This is a genomic window from Embleya sp. NPDC005971, from assembly GCF_040629175.1.
Classification (GTDB): domain Bacteria; phylum Actinomycetota; class Actinomycetes; order Streptomycetales; family Streptomycetaceae; genus Embleya.
In genome coordinates, this window is the sequence record NZ_JBEXUX010000008.1 from 114959 (window position 1) to 131605 (window position 16647).

The following is a 16647-nucleotide window of genomic DNA, read 5'->3' on the forward strand; positions in this document are numbered from 1 at the left end:
ACCCCACATGGGCCAAGACGTCGACCTCGCCCGGCCTTCCGCCGACGACACGCTCGGACGCCTTGCCGCCGATCGCGACCTGCTCGGGCGTTCGGGCACCGCACAACGTGTCGCCGAGGTGCTGCGCGATCGCATCGCCGAGGGTGCGCTGCCCCCGGGAACCCGACTCTCCGAACAGGCCCTGGGCGCCGCCCTCGGAGTCTCCCGCAACACGCTGCGCGAGGCGTTTCGCACGCTGGTCGACGGCCGCCTGGTCGTGCACGAGATGAACCGGGGCGTCTTCGTGCGCACGCTCGACCCCGACGACGTGAACGACATCTACGCGGTCCGTCGGGCCCTGGAGGGCACCGGCCTGCGCGCCGCGGCCACGGCCGGCCCCGTGCACCTCGCCGCACTGCACGCGGCGGTGGCCGGCGGCGAGGCGGCGGCCGACGCCGGCGACTGGCCCGAGGTCGGCACCGCCGACCTGCGCTTCCACCGGGCCCTGGTCGCCCTCGCGGGCAGCCCGCGGCTGGACGAGTACATGACCCGGTTGCTCGCCGAGCTGCGGCTGGCCTTCCTGGCCATGCCCTCGGCCCGCGCGCTGCACGAACCGTTCCTGCGCCTGAATCGGCGCATCGTCGACCTGCTCGGGGCCGGCGACACCGCGGGCGCCGCGGCGGTCCTGGAGCGCTACCTGGACGACGCGTGCGAGATGATCTGCACCGCGATGCGGATGGACGGCGCATGAACACCACCGTGATCGACCTCAACGCCGACCTGGGCGAGGGCTTCGGCCGCTGGACGCTGACCGACGACGAGGCGCTGCTGTCCGTGGTGACCAGCGCCAACGTCGCGTGCGGATTCCACGCCGGGGACCCGGCCACGATGCGTCGGGTCTGCGACCTGGCCGCCGAGCGCGGCGTGCGGATCGGCGCGCAGGTCTCCTACCGCGACCTGGCCGGCTTCGGCCGCCGGGCGATGGACGTCCCGGCCGCCGAGCTGGCCGCCGAAGTGGCGTACCAGATCGGCGCGTTGGAGGTCTTCGCGCGTGCCGCCGGGGCCCGGGTGGCCTATGTCAAGCCGCACGGCGCGCTGTACAACCGCACGGTGTGGGACGTGGACCAGGCCGGCGCGGTGGTCGCCGGTGTGCTCCTGGCCGGCGGTGCGCTGCCGGTGCTCGGGCTGCCCGACTCGCGCCTGCTCGAAGCCGCCGAGTCCGCCGGACTGCCTTGCGTACGCGAGGCGTTCGCGGACCGCGCATACACCGCGCAGGGCACCCTGGTGCCGCGCGGGGAACCCGGGGCCGTCGTCCACGACGGCGACCGGGTCGTGTCCCGCTCGTTGACGATGGCGCGTGAGGGCGCCGTCGTCGCCATCACCGGAGAGCGGGTCGCCGTCTCGGCCCGGTCGCTGTGCCTGCACGGCGACACCCCGGGCGCGGCCGAGCTGGCGCTGCGGGTCCGCCGCGCGCTGCTGGCCGCCGACGTGTCCCTGGAGCCGTTCGCGTGAGGGCCCTGCCGGTGGGCCGACACGCGCTGCTCCTGGAGGTGGACACGGCCGACCGGGCCGAGGCGCTGCACGCCGAACTGCTGCGCCGCCGCGCCGCGGGAACCCTGCCGACGGTGCGCGAAATCGTTCCGGCGGCCCGCACCGTGCTGTTGGACGGGCTCGCGGATCCCGCCGCACTGGCCGCCGACGTACCCGGTTGGCGCATCCCGCCGCTGTCCGCCGAGGCGGGCGAGCGGATCGAGATCGCGGTCCGCTACGACGGGCCGGATCTGGTCGAGGTGGCCGGGCTGTGGCGGGTGCCGGTCGAGCGGGTCCCGGAGATCATCGGCGCGGTCACCTTCCGGGTCGCCTTCTGCGGCTTCGCGCCCGGCTTCGGCTACCTCACCGGGCTGCCCGAGCGCTACCACCTGGCCCGCCGGGCCACCCCGCGCACCGCCGTACCGGTCGGCTCGGTGGGGCTGGCCGGCGAGTACGCGGGCGTGTATCCGCGCTCCTCGCCCGGCGGTTGGCAACTGATCGGCAGCACCGACGCGGTGTTGTGGGATGCCGCCCGGGAGCCCGCCGCACTGTTCGCCCCGGGCGTGCGGGTGCACTTCGTGCCGGAGGGGGGATGAACACGCGGGCCGTCGAGGTGGTCCGGGCCGGCGCCCTGACCACCGTGCAGGACCTGGGCCGAGCCGGGTTCGCGCACCTGGGCGTGCCCCGCTCCGGCGCACTGGACCAACCCGCACACCGGCTGGCCAATCGCCTGGTCGGCAATCCGCCGGACGCGGCGACCCTGGAGACCACTCTGACCGGCACCGCCGTGCGGGTGCGCTCGACCACCGTGGCCGCGGTGGTCGGCGCACCCTGCACGGTCCGGGTGCAGGGCCGCCCGGTGGCGTGGGGCGCGGCGATCCGGATCCCGGCCGGCGCCGTGCTCGACGTCGGCCCGGCCACCGCCGGTCTGCGCGGCTACCTGGCCTTCGCCGGCGGCGTGGCGGTCGAACCGGTCCTGGGCAGCCGCTCCACCGACCTGCTCTCCGGGCTGGGGCCGGCGCCGCTGGCCGACGGCGACGTGTTGGCACTGGGCGAGCCGAGCGGCCCCACCCCGGCGGGCGCGGACGTGTCCCGATGCCCGGGCCCACCCAGCGAACTCGTGCTGCCGCTGGTCCTCGGCCCGCGCCGGGACTGGTTCTCGCCCGGCGCCCCGGCCTCGCTCGGCGCCGCCCGCTACACGGTGGCCTCGGCGAGCAACCGGATCGGGCTGCGTACCGACGGGCCCGCGTTGAGCTGGGCACGCACCGACGAACTGCCCAGCGAGGGCATGGTGTTGGGTGCGGTGCAGGTGCCCCCGGACGGACGACCGGTGCTCTTCCTGGCCGACCACCCGGTCACCGGCGGCTACCCGGTGATCGGCGTGGTCCCCGAGGAACACCTCGGCCAAGCCGCCCAGGCGGTCCCCGGCACCCCGGTCCGCTTCACCGTCACCGCGCCCTGAGCCACCGCGCTTCGCGGCCGGCTCCTGGGTCATGGCTCCCGGCTCCCGGATCGGCAACACCGCTGGTGTACGCGGTGGTTGCCGCTCGCGCGTCGGGCACCCGCATCGGCGGCGATCCCGCCCCGACCGGTAACTCGGTTGTCATGCACGTGAGTTCTTCACGTGCGGACCCGTGCGTTCCTCATGACGTTTCGTGATGAATACGACTGCCGTCCACTCCTGTTCGCCGGCAACGTTCTCCACGGCACCAGCCATCGGGAATGGGAGTGCGATGAACAAGGGGTACGCGGCCTACTGCGACGCCGATCGGACGTTCTACGACGCACCGCACCGGCTCCGCACGGACGAGAGCGGTCCGGCGGCGTCCTACCGGACCACGCGCCGCGAACTCCCGGACGGCTGGCGGCGGCACAACTTCGCCGACTGGCTCGCCTTCCGACCGGCCGAGTACCCGCTGCCCGCCCAGGGCTGGAAGATCCACGTCTCCGCGTGCCTGGGCAACGCCGAGAGGATACTCGCCGCCGTCTGGGACTACTGCGTCCCACGCGGCATCGCCTTCAAGTGCGTACCGAGCCGGTACCTGCTGCACACGCGCAACGCCAAGTACGCCGACCGGGCCGGCAGCGGGAAGTTCGTCACCGTCTACCCCACCGACGACGAGCAGTGTCGCAACATCGCGACCGACCTGGCCGAGCTGTTGGCCGGCGAACCCGGCCCGTACATCCTCAGCGACCTGCGCTGGGGCGAAGGACCGGTCCACCTGCGGTACGGCAGCTTCACCGAGCGCAACTGCCACAACGAGCGCGGCGAACCGTGTCCCGCGATCGCGGACGACACCGGCACCCTGGTCCCCGACCGCCGCGAACCCACCTTTCGGCTGCCGCCGTGGCTCGACCTGCCCGCCTTCCTGGCCCCGCACCTGGCCGCCCGGTCCGCGACCACCGTCGGCGAACTCCCGTACAAGATCGAGCGTGCGCTGCACTTCTCCAACGGCGGCGGCGTCTACATCGGCCGGGATCTGCGCACCGACGAGCAGGTCGTGCTCAAGGAGGCCCGGCCGCACGCCGGGCTCGCCGCGGACGGCGCGGACGCGGTCACCCGGTTGGAGCGCGAGCGCGACGCGCTGCGCCGACTGAGCGGGCTCGGCTGTACCCCCGAGGTGCACGACTGGTTCACCCTCGGCGAACACAGCTTCCTGGTGCTGGAGTTCATCCAGGGCAGTCCGCTGAACACATTCTTCGCCCACCGGCATCCGCTGATCGAGACGGATCCCTCGCCCGAGCAACTGGTCGAGTACACCCAGTGGGCGATGCGGGTCTACACCCTCGTGGAGAACGCGGTCGCGCAGGTCCACGCTCGCGGTGTGGTCTTCAACGACCTGCACCTGTTCAACATCATGATGTCCGAGGACGAGAGCGCGGTGACGCTGCTCGATTTCGAGGCCGCCGCCGTGGACGACGACAACGCCCGACAGGTGGTCGCCCATCCCGGCTTCGTCGCCCCGCGCGACCGACGTGGCGCGGAGGTGGACCGCTACGCCCTGGCGTGTCTGCGGATCGCCCTGTTCCTGCCGCTGACCAGCCTGTTCGCCGTGGATCGGGGCAAGGCCCGGCATCTGGCCGACATCGCCGCCGAACAGTTCCCGATCCCGGCCGGTTGGCTGGACACGGCGGTCGAGGAGATCCTGCGCGGGCACCGGCCCGAGCAGGATCCGCAGACGAGGATCCCCGATCGCCCCCGGCCGACCCACGGTTACCTCCCGGTCGCCTTGGACGACTGGCCGGACAGCCGCGACTCGATGGCCCGGGCGATCCACGCGTCCGCCACACCGGGCCGCGACGATCGTTGTTTCCCGGGCGACATCGTCCAGTTCGCCGTGCCCGGCGGCGGTGCGAGCTTCGGGTACGGAGCGGCGGGCGTGTTGTACGCGCTGGCCGAGACCGACGCCGAGCCGCTTCCGGCGGCCGAGGAATGGCTGTTGCGCGCCACCGAGAACCCGCCGCCCGGGAACCCGATCGGCTTCTACGACGGCCTGTCCGGCGTCGCCTGGACGCTGGACCGGCTCGGTCGGCGGGAACGGGCCCTGGATCTGGTCGACACGATCCTCGCGCAGGACCGGCGCATGCTGGGACCGGATCTGCACAGCGGCCTCGCCGGTCTCGGCCTGGCCCTGCACGACCTGGCCGGCTCCACCGGCGAATCCGCCCTGGACACCCATGCGTTCGCGTGTGCCGAGCAGCTCGCGGACCGGATCCGCACCGGTCCCGCACCGGCCCGGGCCGGCTTGTTGCACGGCGCCACCGGCGGCGCGCTGCTGTACCTGCGCCTGTACGAACGACTCGGCGACCCGGGCCTGTTGGACGCCGCCGCCGAAGCGCTGCGGGCCGACCTGGCCCGCTGTGTGATCGCGGTCGGCGGCACCCTCCAGGTCGACGAGGGCAGCCGCACGATGCCCTACCTGGGCGCGGGCAGCGTAGGCATCGGCATGGTCCTGGACGACTACCTCGCGCACCGTCCCGACGCCGAGTTCGAGCAGGCCCGCGGCGAGATCGTGCGCGCCGCGCAGGCCAGGTTCTGTGCCCAGCCCGGCCTGTTCCGGGGCACGGCGGGCATGGTGCTGCACCTGAGCCGCACCACCACCGGTGGGCCCGGGACCGAACCGGCCGACATCCTTCGGCAGATCGAGTCGTTGTCCTGGGGCGCGGTCCCTTACCGGGGCCGACTCGCCTTCGCCGGTGAGCAGATGATGCGGCTGTCGATGGATCTCAGCACCGGCACCGCCGGTTGCCTGCTCGCGTTGGGCAGCGCCCTGCACGACCGACCCGTGCAACTGCCCTTCCTCCCGCCGCCTTCGCGGCCCTGAAGCCGATCCCTTCACGGGGATCGAAGCAAGACCCGCCTGCGGTTTCGGGCGGGCGCACCAAGCGATCGATGTCCCGTCGATCGAGTACCACTACCGAGAGGAATGATCACCATGGCACTTCTCGACCTGCAGGCGATGGAGACCGAAGAGGCCCCCGAGTTCGGTGGCGGCGGCCACGGTGGCGGCAGCCGCCTGAGCCTGCTCGTGTGCGGCGACAGCCGGCTGAGCCTGCTCATCTGCGACTGACCGATCCACTCCCGGGGTTGACCACTCCGAGGTGAAAAGCGCGACGCGGTCCCGGGCGGCGGCATTCCGCCCGGGACCGCTGCTCTCGAAAGTACGCCCTCAGCGCGCGTCCCAGGACCCACCCCGCACCCGGAGGCGAGGAATCGCAGCACATGGCCGCCATCCGCCGGACCGCCGCCCGCACCGAACCGGCGCCCGCCGACGGCACCGACGGCCCCGGCCGGCTCCTGGTCGGCGCCCTCCGGCACAGCGCGGGCCGCACCTCCGCCCTGTTCGCCTGCAGTGTCGGCGCCGCCGCGGTCGCGATCGCGCTGCCCGCCGTCCTGGGCCACGCGCTCGACCTGTTGCTCGACAACGCCGCCGGAGCACGCCGCGCGGTCGCCTTGTGCGCGATCCTGATCGTCGCCGAAGTCGTCTTCGACGCGGCGGAGGCGCTCCTGAGCGGGATCACCACCGCCCGGACCGCCGCCTGGCTGCGCCGCCTCGGCATCGACCACGTGTTGTCGCTCGCCCCGCACCGCGCCGCCGAGCGCGGCACCCCCGGCGACCTGGTCACCCGACTCACCGGCAACGCCGCCGAGGCGAGCACCGCTCCCGCCACGGTGGCAACCGGCCTGGCCGCGTTGTTCGTTCCGCTCGGCGGCCTGATCGCCCTCGCGGTCATCGACCTCCCGCTGTTCGCGGTGTTCCTGGCGGGTGTGCCGCTGCTGGCCTGGCTGCTGCGCGCCTTCGTGCGCGACTCCTCGGACAGTGTGGCCCGCTACCAGCGTGTCCAGGCGGACATCGCCGGCCGGCTCGTCGAGGCCCTGGGCGGCTCCCGCACGATCGCCGCCGCCGGCAGCTCGGCCCGCGAACTCGACCGGATCCTCGCGCCGTTGCCCGAGCTGGGCAACCAGGGCAGGCGGATGTGGCACGTCTACGGACGGGCCATGGCGGGCGCCGGAATCCTGGTGCCGCTGCTGACCACGGCCGTGCTGGCCGTCGGTGGAATCCGGCTGACCCACGGCGACCTGACCGTCGGCGAACTGCTCGCCGCCTCGCGCTACGCCCTGTTGGCCGCCGGCCTGGGCGCCGGCGTCGGGCAACTCAACGCCCTCGTGCGCAGCCGCGCCGCCGCCCGCCGCACCGCCGAGTTGTTGGCCGTGCCCCCGATGCGTTCGGGCACCGACCCGCTGCCGGCGCACGGCCCGGGCCGGCTCGAATTGCGCGGGGTCACCGTCGTGCGGGACGGCACGGCGGTGCTGCGCGACGTGCACCTGATCGTGCCGGGCGGCAGCACCGTGGCCGTGGTCGGGCACTCGGGCGCGGGCAAGTCCACGCTGGCCGCGGTCGCCGGACGGCTGACCGACGTGGACGCGGGCACGGTGTGGTTGGACGGGGTGCCGGCGACCGAGGTCGATCCGACGCGGTGGCGGCGCGAGGTCGGGTACGCCTTCGAGCGACCGGCGCTGTTCGGCGACACGATCGCCGAGGCGATCGGCTTCGGGCCGTATGCCTCCTCCCCCGGCGAGGTCGAGGTCGCCGCCGAAGCGGCCGGCGCCGACGGCTTCATCCGGCTGCTGCCGAAGGGCTACGCGGCGCCGCTGAGCGGTGCCCCGCTGTCCGGGGGCGAACTGCAACGCCTCGGGCTGGCGCGGGCGTTCGCGCACGCCGGGCGACTGCTCATCCTGGACGACGCCACCTCCAGCCTGGATAGCGTGACCGAACTGCGGGTCGGCCGGGCGCTGGTGCGCGACGTGCGCGCGGGCACCCGGTTGTTGATCGCCCATCGGGCCTCCTCGGCGGCGCGGGCCGACCGGGTCGTGTGGCTGGAGGCCGGCCGGGTGCGGGCGCTCGGCACACACCGGGAGTTGTGGGATGTGCCGGACTACCGGGCGGTGTTCGCGGATCTCGGCGATCCGGGCGCGGCCGAGGGGTCGGCGGCCGGGGCCGGACCGGGCGCCGCCGGGGAGGATCGGTGAGCGAGTCCCGTGTGCCGGTGCTCGCCCGGCGTTTCCTGGCCCGGCGCAGGCGGGTCCTGGTCCGGCTCGCGGGATGGTCGCTGCTGGAGTCGGCGCAGACCTTCCTCGGCGGCTACGGCGTGGCGATGGCCCTCGATCACGGCTTTCTGGCCGGGCGCGCCGGAATCGGGTTGGCCTGGCTGGCCGTTGCCGCGGTGGCGATCGTCTTCGGCGGGTGGGCCACCGGCGGGATCTTTCGCGGCCTGGCCGATCTGGTCGAGCCGCTGCGCGACGGGCTGGTCCGGCGGGTGGCGACGCGCGCGCTCACCGAGGCGATCGACGCGCCGGCCCGCGCGGCGGACAGCGCGGTGGTCTCGCGTTTGACCAACCAGAGCGAGATCGCCCGGGACAGCTTCGCCGGACTGGTCCTGGTGGCCCGCTCGTTCGTCTTCACCGCTCTCGGCGCGCTGTTCGGACTGGCCGCGCTGGCACCGGAGTTGCTGGTCGTGGTGGTGCCGCCGCTGGTGCTCGGGCTGGCGCTCTTCCTGGCCACGTTGCTGCCGATGGCCGCCCGACAGCGGGCCTTCCTGGACGCCGACGAGGCGTTGTCCGGGCAACTCGGAATGGTCGCGACGGGCCTGCGTGACGTGCTGGCGGGCGGCGCGGGCGAGTCGGTCGCGGCTCGTACGCACGCGTTGATCGACGCCGAGGCGCGCGCGGCGCGGTCGTTGGCCCGGTGGGCCGGCGCGCGGGCGATCGCGCTCGGGGTGGCCGGGCAGTTGCCGGTCCTGTTGCTGCTGGTGAGCGCTCCGTGGTTGCTCGATCGGGGCCTGACCGCGGGGGCGTTGCTGGGCGCGCTGACCTACCTCACCCAGGCACTGTTGCCGGCGCTGCACACGTTGATGCAGGCACTGGGCGCGGCGGGCACCCGACTGCTCGTGGTCCTGGATCGGCTCACCTCGGGGCCGACGTCGGCGCGGCGGCGTGCCGGCGCGCTCGGCCCGGCCGACGCGGCCGGTGCGACCGGTGGGCCGCCGCGGGTGCGGCTGCGCCGGGTGACGTTCGCCTACGGCCCGAACGCGGCGCCGGTGGTGCGCGACCTGGACCTGACCGTCGAACCCGGCGAGCACCTCGTGGTGGTCGGCCCCAGTGGCATCGGCAAGTCGACGCTGGCCGCCCTGGTCGCGGGGGTGCTCGTGCCGGACCGGGGCGAGGTGCTCGTGGACGGCCGGCCGGTCCGCCCGGTCGGCGGCGAGCCCTCCCGGCAGCGGGTGCTCATCCCGCAACAGGCGTACGTGTTCGGCGCGAGTGTGCGGGAGAACCTGCTCTACCTGTGCCCGGACGGCGCGTCCGCGGCGGCGCTGGCCGCGGCGACGGACGCGGTGGGCCTGGGGCCGCTGATCGATCGACTGGGCGGCCTCGACGCGCCGGTGGATCCGGCGTCGTTGTCGCAGGGCGAGCGCCAGTTGATCGCGTTGGGTCGGGCCCACCTGTCACCGGCGCCGCTGGTCCTGTTGGACGAGGCCACCTGCCATCTGGATCCGGCCGCCGAACGACGCGCCGAACGGGCCTTCGCGGACCGGCCGGGGACGTTGATCGTGGTCGCCCATCGGATCAGTTCGGCCCGACGGGCGGACCGGGTGCTGGTCCTGGACGGTGTACACGCGGTGTGCGGAACGCATCGGGAACTCCTGGATCGCTCGTCGTTGTACCGGGACCTGGTGGGGGACTGGCACTCGGAACGCATCTGAGGAGGATCGGGAGGGGGTCGGGATCCGGGCTCCGGCGCGTCGCCCGGATCCGACCGGGCCGGTGCTACACCCAGCCGGCGTCCTGCGAGATCCGGATCGCGTCGATCCGGTTGCGGGCGCCGGTCTTGCGGGTGATCGCGGACATGTAGTTGCGTACCGTGCCGATGCTGAGCCGCAGGTCGCGGGCTATCTCCGGAGCCGACGCCCCCTCGGCGGCGAGCGTCAGCACCCGTATCTCGCGCGGGGTCAACGGGGCGCTCGCGGCGCGCAGCAGGTCGAGCGCCAGCGACCCGTCCACATAGCGCCGACCGGCGGCCACCAACCGGATCGCTCTCGGTAACTGCGGAGGTCGCGCGCATTTGTCCACGAAGCCCAGGGCCTTGGCCTCGGCTGCCCGACACAGGCTGCCCGGCCGGGACGTGGTGGCCAGGACGAGCAGGGCGCAGTCCGGATCGACCGGGCGACGCGGCAGTTGCACGGATCCGGGACAGTCCACGTCCACCACGCAGACGTGCGGACGTTGGCACCGGGCCCGATTCGGTGCGCCGTCCCAACTGTCGGCCTCCACCTCGATGTCTTCCTCGCGATCGAGCAGCGCGGTCAGCGCCGATCTCATCAGTTCCGTGTCGTGCACCAAGAGAACGCGGATCATTGTTCGCTCCCGATAGACGCCGACGTCCCGAAGTTGCCCGTCGAGCACCTCGATAGCTACCCCGCCCCACGACTTGCACCACAACCTGTAATCGAATGATGCGTTTGTGCGACGTTTGGATCCGTCGCCCGTGATTCCTGTCGAACCACGACCGCTCGGGGCCGCTCTCGATCGCGCCGTGGCAGCACCTCGACCGACCCCGCCGACGGGGTGTGGCTACCGGCCGGAATCAGCGTCCGGGGGGAGGGTCGAGGCGGCGCGGCGGGTTCGGGCCCAGCCGGGCGCCCACGTTCGGCCGTAGGGGTGCTCGGGGGCCGACGCGACCAGGTGTTCGCGCAGGGCGGTGAGCCCGGGGTGCGGATTGTCGGCGCGCCACAGCAGCGAGTGCGGGTAGACGGGGGTCGGGTCGCACAGCGGGATGAGCCGCAGGTCGTGACCGACGGGCCAGACGAGCGGCGTGCGGTCGGTGAGGAAGGTCGCCAGCGTCGATGATTCGGCGATCGTGTCCAGGAGTACCTCGATGCCGAAGTCGGGGCCGATCGTGTCCACGGTGAATCCGAACGCGGCGGCGAACTCGTCGTAGTAGGCCGTCCATTCGGTGCCGCGGATGTTGCCCGGCATCCAGATCCGGCGCCCGGCGAGTCGGGCCGTGGCCACCGTCGCGGCGGTCGCGAACTCGTGGGTGGGGCCGACGAACAGCCGCAGCGGCTCGTCCAGGACCGGGGTCGCCTCGACGCCGTCGGGCAACCGCCGACCGGGCATGGTGACGGCCCGGATGCTCGCGTCGATGAGGCCCGACCGTACCGCGTCCACGGCCGCGTCGGCGCCGGGCAGGGTCACCACGTCCAGCCCGATCTCCGGATGCGCGAGGTGGAAGTCGCGCACCAGGCCGGCCGGGGCGAGCCGGCGCCCGACCACGTCGACCCGCAGCGCGCGCCGGCCCGGCCGCACCGACGCGGCGGCCTGCTCCTCGGCATGCAGCAGCGTCCGGGCATGCGGCAGGAACACCTGCCCGTCGATGGTCAATTGCGCGCCGCGCGCGGTCCGGACGAACAACTGCACACCGAGGTCCCGCTCCAGCGCGGCGATGCGCTTGGAGACGGCCTGCTGGGAGATCGACAGTCGGGCCGCGGCCGACTGGAACCGTCCCGCGTCCACGGCGGCGACGAAGGTGCGTACGGCGGCGATATCCACGCCCGTCATCCTAGAAGCACAACCGATCGTTGTGGATTGTGGGCGAGATAGTTGTTTGATCCCATTACGTCATGCTCGATTTGATGTCTCCGGTCAACGCTTGGTTGATCAAGCGCGCCTCCTCCCCGCCTCGGAGATGACTCAATCGTGCCGGATTCCTTCGTCCACCTGCACAATCACACCGAATACTCGATGCTCGACGGCGCCCAGAAGCTGGGACCGATGTTCGCCGAGGTCGCCCGGCTGGGCATGCCCGCGATCGCCATGAGCGACCACGGCAACATGTTCGGCGCCTACGAGTTCGCCCGGGTCGCGCGGGGCTTCGCCGGCGTCCGGCCGATCATCGGCATCGAGGCGTACGTGGCGCCCTCGTCCCGGTTCTCCCGCAAGCAGGAGTTCTGGGGACCCGGTGGTCGACGCGCCGTCGGCAACGACGGCGAGGGCTCCAAGGACGTCTCCGGCGGTGGTCGCTTCACGCACATGACCATGTGGGCGCGCGACGTCCGGGGACTGCGCAACCTGTTCCGGCTGAGCACCCAGGCCGGCTACGAGGGCCAATTCCCGGCCGGCAAGCCCCGGATGGACCGGGAGTCGATCGCGCGGCGATCCGAGGGCATCATCGCCACCACCGGCTGCCCGTCCGGCGAGGTACAGACCCGACTGCGGCTGCACCAGTACGACGAGGCGAAGGCCGCCGCCGCGGCGTACCGGGAGATCTTCGGCCCGGAGAACTACTTCCTGGAGTTGATGGACCACGGCCTGGCCATCGAACGCGACGTGCGCGAGGGACTGCTGCGTCTGGCCAAGGAGTTGAACCTCCCGCTGCTGGCCACCAACGACGCGCACTACGTCACCGAGGACCAGGCCGACGCGCACGACAGCCTGCTGTGCATCGGGGTCGGCAAGGACAAGAACGACCCCAAGCGGTTCCGCTTCGACGGCTCCGGCTACTACCTCAAGTCCCCCGCCGAAATGCGCGCCTTGTTCGCGGAGTTGCCCGAAGCCTGCGACAACACCCTGTTGATCGCCGAACGCGTCGAGTCATACCACGACGTCTTCGACTACGTCGACGAGATGCCGCACTTCCCGGATGTGCCCGCCGGCGAGAGCCAGGAGTCCTGGCTGCGTCGGGAGGTTCGCCGGGGGCTGGTGATGCGCTACGGGGATCCGATCCCGGCGCGGGTGCTGGACCGCTTCGAGACCGAGATGTCGGTGATCGGTCCGATGGGCTTCAGCTCGTACTTCCTCGTCGTCGCCGACATCTGCCGGCACGCCCGGGAGAACCGGATCCCGCTGGGTCCCGGGCGCGGCTCGGCCACCGGCTCCATCGTGGCCTACGCGACGCGGATCACCGAACTGTGCCCGCTGGAACACGGGTTGCTGTTCGAGCGGTTCCTCAACCCGGAGCGCGTCAACCCGCCCGACGTCGACCTCGACTTCGACGACCGCCAACGCGACCGCATGGTGCGCTACGTGACCGAGAAGTACGGCGACGAGTACACCGCCATGGTGAACACGTTCGGCCGGATCAAGGCCAAGAACGCGATCAAGGACTCGGCGCGCATCCTGGGCTACCCGTACTCCCACGGCGAGCGCATCACCAAGGCCCTGCCGCCGGACCACAACGGCAAACCGGCCCCGCTGGCCGCCGTCTTCGACGCCGCCCACGAGCGCTGGGCCGAGGCCGGCGAGCTGCGCCGCATGTACGACGAGGAGCCGGACGTGCGGCGGGTGCTGGACACCGCCCGCGGCGTCGAGGGCCTGATCCGCGGCACCGGGGTGCACGCCGCAGCGGTGATCCTGTCCAAGACCAGGCTCACCGACCGCATCCCGCTGCACATGCGCGCCTCGGACGGCGTGCGGATCACCGGGTTCGACTACCCCTCGTGCGAGGCGATGGGCCTGATCAAGATGGACTTCCTGGGTCTGCGCAACCTGGGCGTCATCGACCAGGCGATCCGGAACATCCGGGAGAACCGGGGCATCGACCTGGCCACCGTCGATCCGCTGGACGGCAACGCCTCGACCGTGGTGATCCCCCTGGACGACGCTCGGACGTATCGACTGCTGGCCGAGGGCAACACGTTCGGCGTCTTCCAACTGGACGGCGGCGGCATGCGGGTGCTGCTGCGGCAGATGGAGCCCACCCGGTTCGAGGACATCGCCGCGGTCAACGCCCTGTACCGTCCCGGCCCGATGGCGGCGAACGCACACACCAACTACGCGCATCGCAAGACCGGTCGCCAGGAGATCACCCCGATCCATCCCGAACTGCGCGACGCGCTGGAGCCGATCCTCGGGAACACCTTCCATCTGCTCGTCTACCAGGAGCAGATCATGGCCATCGCCCGGGAGTTGGCCGGCTACACGCTGGGCGGCGCCGACCTGTTGCGCCGCGCGATGGGCAAGAAGAAGCCGGAGGTACTCGCCGCGGAATGGGACAAGTTCCACGACGGCATGCGCGGGAACGGCTTCGGCGAGGAGGCGATCAAGGCCCTGTGGGACGTCATGCTCCCGTTCTCCGGCTACGCGTTCAACAAGTCGCACACCGCCGGCTACGGCCTGGTCTCGTATTGGACCGCCTATCTCAAGGCCAACCACCCGGCCGAGTACATGGCCGCACTGCTCACCTCCGTCGGCGACGACAAGGACAAGGCGGCGGTCTACCTCGCCGACGCCCGCAAGAACGACGTACGGGTCCTGCCCCCCGATGTCAACGAGTCCGTCGCGGAGTTCACCGCCGTCGGGGACGATGTGCGGTTCGGGCTGCGGTCGGTGCGCAACGTCGGCGACAACGTCATCGAGGCGATCGTCGACGCCCGGCGCAGGAGGGGCGGGTTCACCTCCTTCGCCGACTTCCTGAGCAAGGCGGACCTGCCCGCCCTGAACAAACGGGCCGTGGAATCGCTGATCAAGGCCGGCACGTTCGACTCGCTGGGGCATTCGCGCAAGGGCCTGGCCGCCGTGCACGAGGAGGCCATCGACGCGTTCGTCCCGGCGAAGAAGGCGGCGAGCTTCGGCCAGGACGATCTGTTCGCCGACGCGGGCGCGGGCGAGGGCGACGAACCCGCATTCGGCCTGGACTTCCCGATCGACGACGCCGAGTGGCCGCGCCGGCAACTCCTGGCCACCGAACGCGAGATGCTCGGGCTCTACGTCTCGGCCCATCCGCTGGACGGGGCCGAGCACATCCTCGCCGCCGCGCGGGACTGCTCGATCGCCGCACTGCTCGGCTCCGAACGCGGCTCCGGGGAGGTGCGACTGTCCGGACTGATCACGGGGGTGCAGCTCAAGACGACCAAACAGGGCAACGTGTGGGCCATCGTCGACCTCCAGGACCGGGACGCCGGCATCGAGGTCCTGTTCTTCCCCGCCGTCTACCGGCTCGTCCGACCCGCCCTGGTCGAGGACCACGTGGTCTCGGTCACCGGCCGGATCGAGGAGCGGGACGGAACCCCGAACGTCTTCGGTCGGGAGGTGACCGTGCTGGACGTGTCCTCCGCCGAACACGGCGGCCGACCGCCGGTGCGCCTGGCCCTGCCCGCCCACCGGGTCACCGAGCAGTCGGTGGCCGAACTCAAACGAATCCTCGCCGCCCACCCGGGCGACTCCCCGGTCCACCTCACCGTGCGCGGCGTGCACAAGACCACCGTCTACGCGCTGGCCGCGAAGGTCGACGCGAGCACCCTGGCCTCCGAGATCAAGGTGACCTTCGGGGCGGAGTCCTGGGTGGGCAGCGCGTAGGGGTCGCCTCCTTCGGACCCGGCGCGGATCAGCGGGCGGACAGGGCGTCGTCCACCCAGTCCCCGGCCAGCACCTCGTCCAGGACCAGCGCGCCCGCACCCAGCATGCACGCGTCCCGGCCGGTCACGGCGGTGGCGATCTCCAGGTCGCGGGTGGCCAGCGGCAGGCAGCGTTCGTAGATCGCGCCGCGTACCGCGGCGACGAAGGGCTCGGCGGCGGAGAGGCCGCCGCCCAGGACGAGCACGTCGGGGTTGAAGAAGTTCACCAGCGGGGTGAGCACCTGCCCGGCCAGCCGGCCCGCGTTGCGGACCAGCGTGGTCACCTCGGGCACGCCGTCGTTGACCAGTTCGACCAGTTGGCGCGACGAGGAGACCTCGATGCCCTGCGCGCGCAGCGTGCGCTGCAGCGCCGCGCCGCTCGCGTGCGCCTCCAGGCAGTCGGAGTGCCCGCACGAGCAGGTGACCGGTTCGGGGACGTGCACCGGGACGTGGCTGATGTCGCCGGCCGCGCCGCGCCCGCGGTGCAGCTTCCCGGACGCGATGATGCCGCAGCCGATCCCGGTGCCGGCCTTGACCGCCATCAGGTTGTCCCGATCCGGCCAGCCGTAGCGGTGTTCGCCGACCGCCATCAGGTTGGCGTCGTTCTCCACCACCACGCGTACGCCGAGCAGTTCGCTCATCCGGCGGCCGATCGGGTACTCGTTCCAGCCGGGCATCCGGGACGGCGCGACCACCTTGGCCGCGCCCGGATCGACCGGGCCCGGCATGCCGATGCCGACGCCGAGCAGCGGCAGTTGCTCCACCGATGCCTGACGGAGCGTCATCCGAAGGTGCTCGACCAGCCGTTCGCTCACCCGCTCGGGGCCTTCGGCGATGTCGCCGGGGAGTTCACGCTCCAGCAGCACCCGGCCGCCCAGATCCAGGACCGCCATCCGGACGTGGTGGGTGCCCACGTCCACGGCCACCACCACGCCCGCGTTCTCGTGCAGGCGCAACTGCCGGGGTCGCCGGCCGCCCCGGGAGGCGCCCTCGCCGTCCTCGCGCAACAGCCCGGCGTCGATGAGCTCCTCCACGCGCAGGGAGACGCTCGACGGGGCCATTCCGCTCATTCGGGCGAGTTCCGCCCGGGATCGACCGTGCCCCTTGGCCACCAGTCGCACCAGGTCACCCGCGCTTCCAGCCAACGTCCCACTCCCGTTCGAGGCACACCTGCTGCGGTACGGCAGTGACAGGAATAGCACACCCCGTAATAACCAGCAAGGCATTGACTTCCTTCGAATTCAACTT

At 72.3% G+C, this 16647-nt stretch carries 12 protein-coding genes; 9 read left to right on the forward strand and 3 right to left on the reverse strand.

From position 1 onward, the window contains the following. Positions 1-7: 7 nt before the first annotated feature. From ABZ374_RS10465 to ABZ374_RS10500, 8 genes are all read left to right on the forward strand, one after another. Positions 8-730, forward strand: a complete 723-nt coding sequence (locus ABZ374_RS10465; RefSeq protein ID WP_360309109.1) for a GntR family transcriptional regulator — start codon at positions 8-10, stop codon at positions 728-730. Continuing rightward, the gene (locus ABZ374_RS10470; RefSeq protein WP_360309111.1) at positions 727-1491 is read left to right on the forward strand and encodes a 5-oxoprolinase subunit PxpA; all 765 of its coding nucleotides are present in this window, start codon (positions 727-729) and stop codon (positions 1489-1491) included. Before ABZ374_RS10465 ends, ABZ374_RS10470 begins: the two co-directional genes overlap by 4 nt. After that, complete coding sequence (locus ABZ374_RS10475) at positions 1488-2105, forward strand: carboxyltransferase domain-containing protein (protein WP_360309113.1); 618 nt, start codon at positions 1488-1490, stop codon at positions 2103-2105. The genes ABZ374_RS10470 and ABZ374_RS10475 overlap by 4 nt, the downstream gene beginning before the upstream one ends. Continuing rightward, positions 2102-2971 carry a biotin-dependent carboxyltransferase family protein gene (locus tag ABZ374_RS10480; RefSeq protein WP_360309115.1) on the forward strand — a complete coding sequence of 290 codons (870 nt, stop codon included), beginning with the start codon at positions 2102-2104 and terminating at the stop codon, positions 2969-2971. Before ABZ374_RS10475 ends, ABZ374_RS10480 begins: the two co-directional genes overlap by 4 nt. Before the next feature lie 271 nt (positions 2972-3242). Further along, entirely contained in the window at positions 3243-5834 is a 2592-nt protein-coding gene (lanKC, locus tag ABZ374_RS10485; RefSeq protein WP_360309117.1) for a class III lanthionine synthetase LanKC, read from the forward strand. A gap of 111 nt (positions 5835-5945) precedes the next feature. After that, a complete protein-coding gene (locus tag ABZ374_RS10490) occupies positions 5946-6080 on the forward strand; it encodes a SapB/AmfS family lanthipeptide (protein ID WP_360309119.1) in 135 nt (44 codons plus the stop codon). 152 nt (positions 6081-6232) lie between these two features. After that, a complete protein-coding gene (locus tag ABZ374_RS10495) occupies positions 6233-8041 on the forward strand; it encodes an ABC transporter ATP-binding protein (protein ID WP_360309121.1) in 1809 nt (602 codons plus the stop codon). Further along, entirely contained in the window at positions 8038-9771 is a 1734-nt protein-coding gene (locus tag ABZ374_RS10500) for an ABC transporter ATP-binding protein (protein ID WP_360309123.1), read from the forward strand. Before ABZ374_RS10495 ends, ABZ374_RS10500 begins: the two co-directional genes overlap by 4 nt. Before the next feature lie 64 nt (positions 9772-9835). Here ABZ374_RS10500 and ABZ374_RS10505 read toward each other — a convergent pair whose 3' ends face one another. Both ABZ374_RS10505 and ABZ374_RS10510 read right to left on the reverse strand, forming a co-directional pair. Next, complete coding sequence (locus ABZ374_RS10505; RefSeq protein ID WP_360309125.1) at positions 9836-10423, reverse strand: response regulator transcription factor; 588 nt, start codon at positions 10421-10423, stop codon at positions 9836-9838. A gap of 216 nt (positions 10424-10639) precedes the next feature. Then, positions 10640-11617: a LysR family transcriptional regulator gene (locus ABZ374_RS10510; RefSeq protein WP_360309127.1), complete on the reverse strand. Its 978-nt coding sequence runs from the start codon at positions 11615-11617 to the stop codon at positions 10640-10642. 147 nt (positions 11618-11764) lie between these two features. Between ABZ374_RS10510 and dnaE the strand changes: the two genes are divergently transcribed. Then, a complete protein-coding gene (gene dnaE, locus ABZ374_RS10515; protein WP_360309129.1) occupies positions 11765-15361 on the forward strand; it encodes a DNA polymerase III subunit alpha in 3597 nt (1198 codons plus the stop codon). A 28-nt stretch (positions 15362-15389) separates the two neighbouring features. Here dnaE and ABZ374_RS10520 read toward each other — a convergent pair whose 3' ends face one another. Further along, positions 15390-16544, reverse strand: a complete 1155-nt coding sequence (locus ABZ374_RS10520) for an ROK family protein (RefSeq protein WP_360309131.1) — start codon at positions 16542-16544, stop codon at positions 15390-15392. Positions 16545-16647 lie beyond the last annotated feature (103 nt).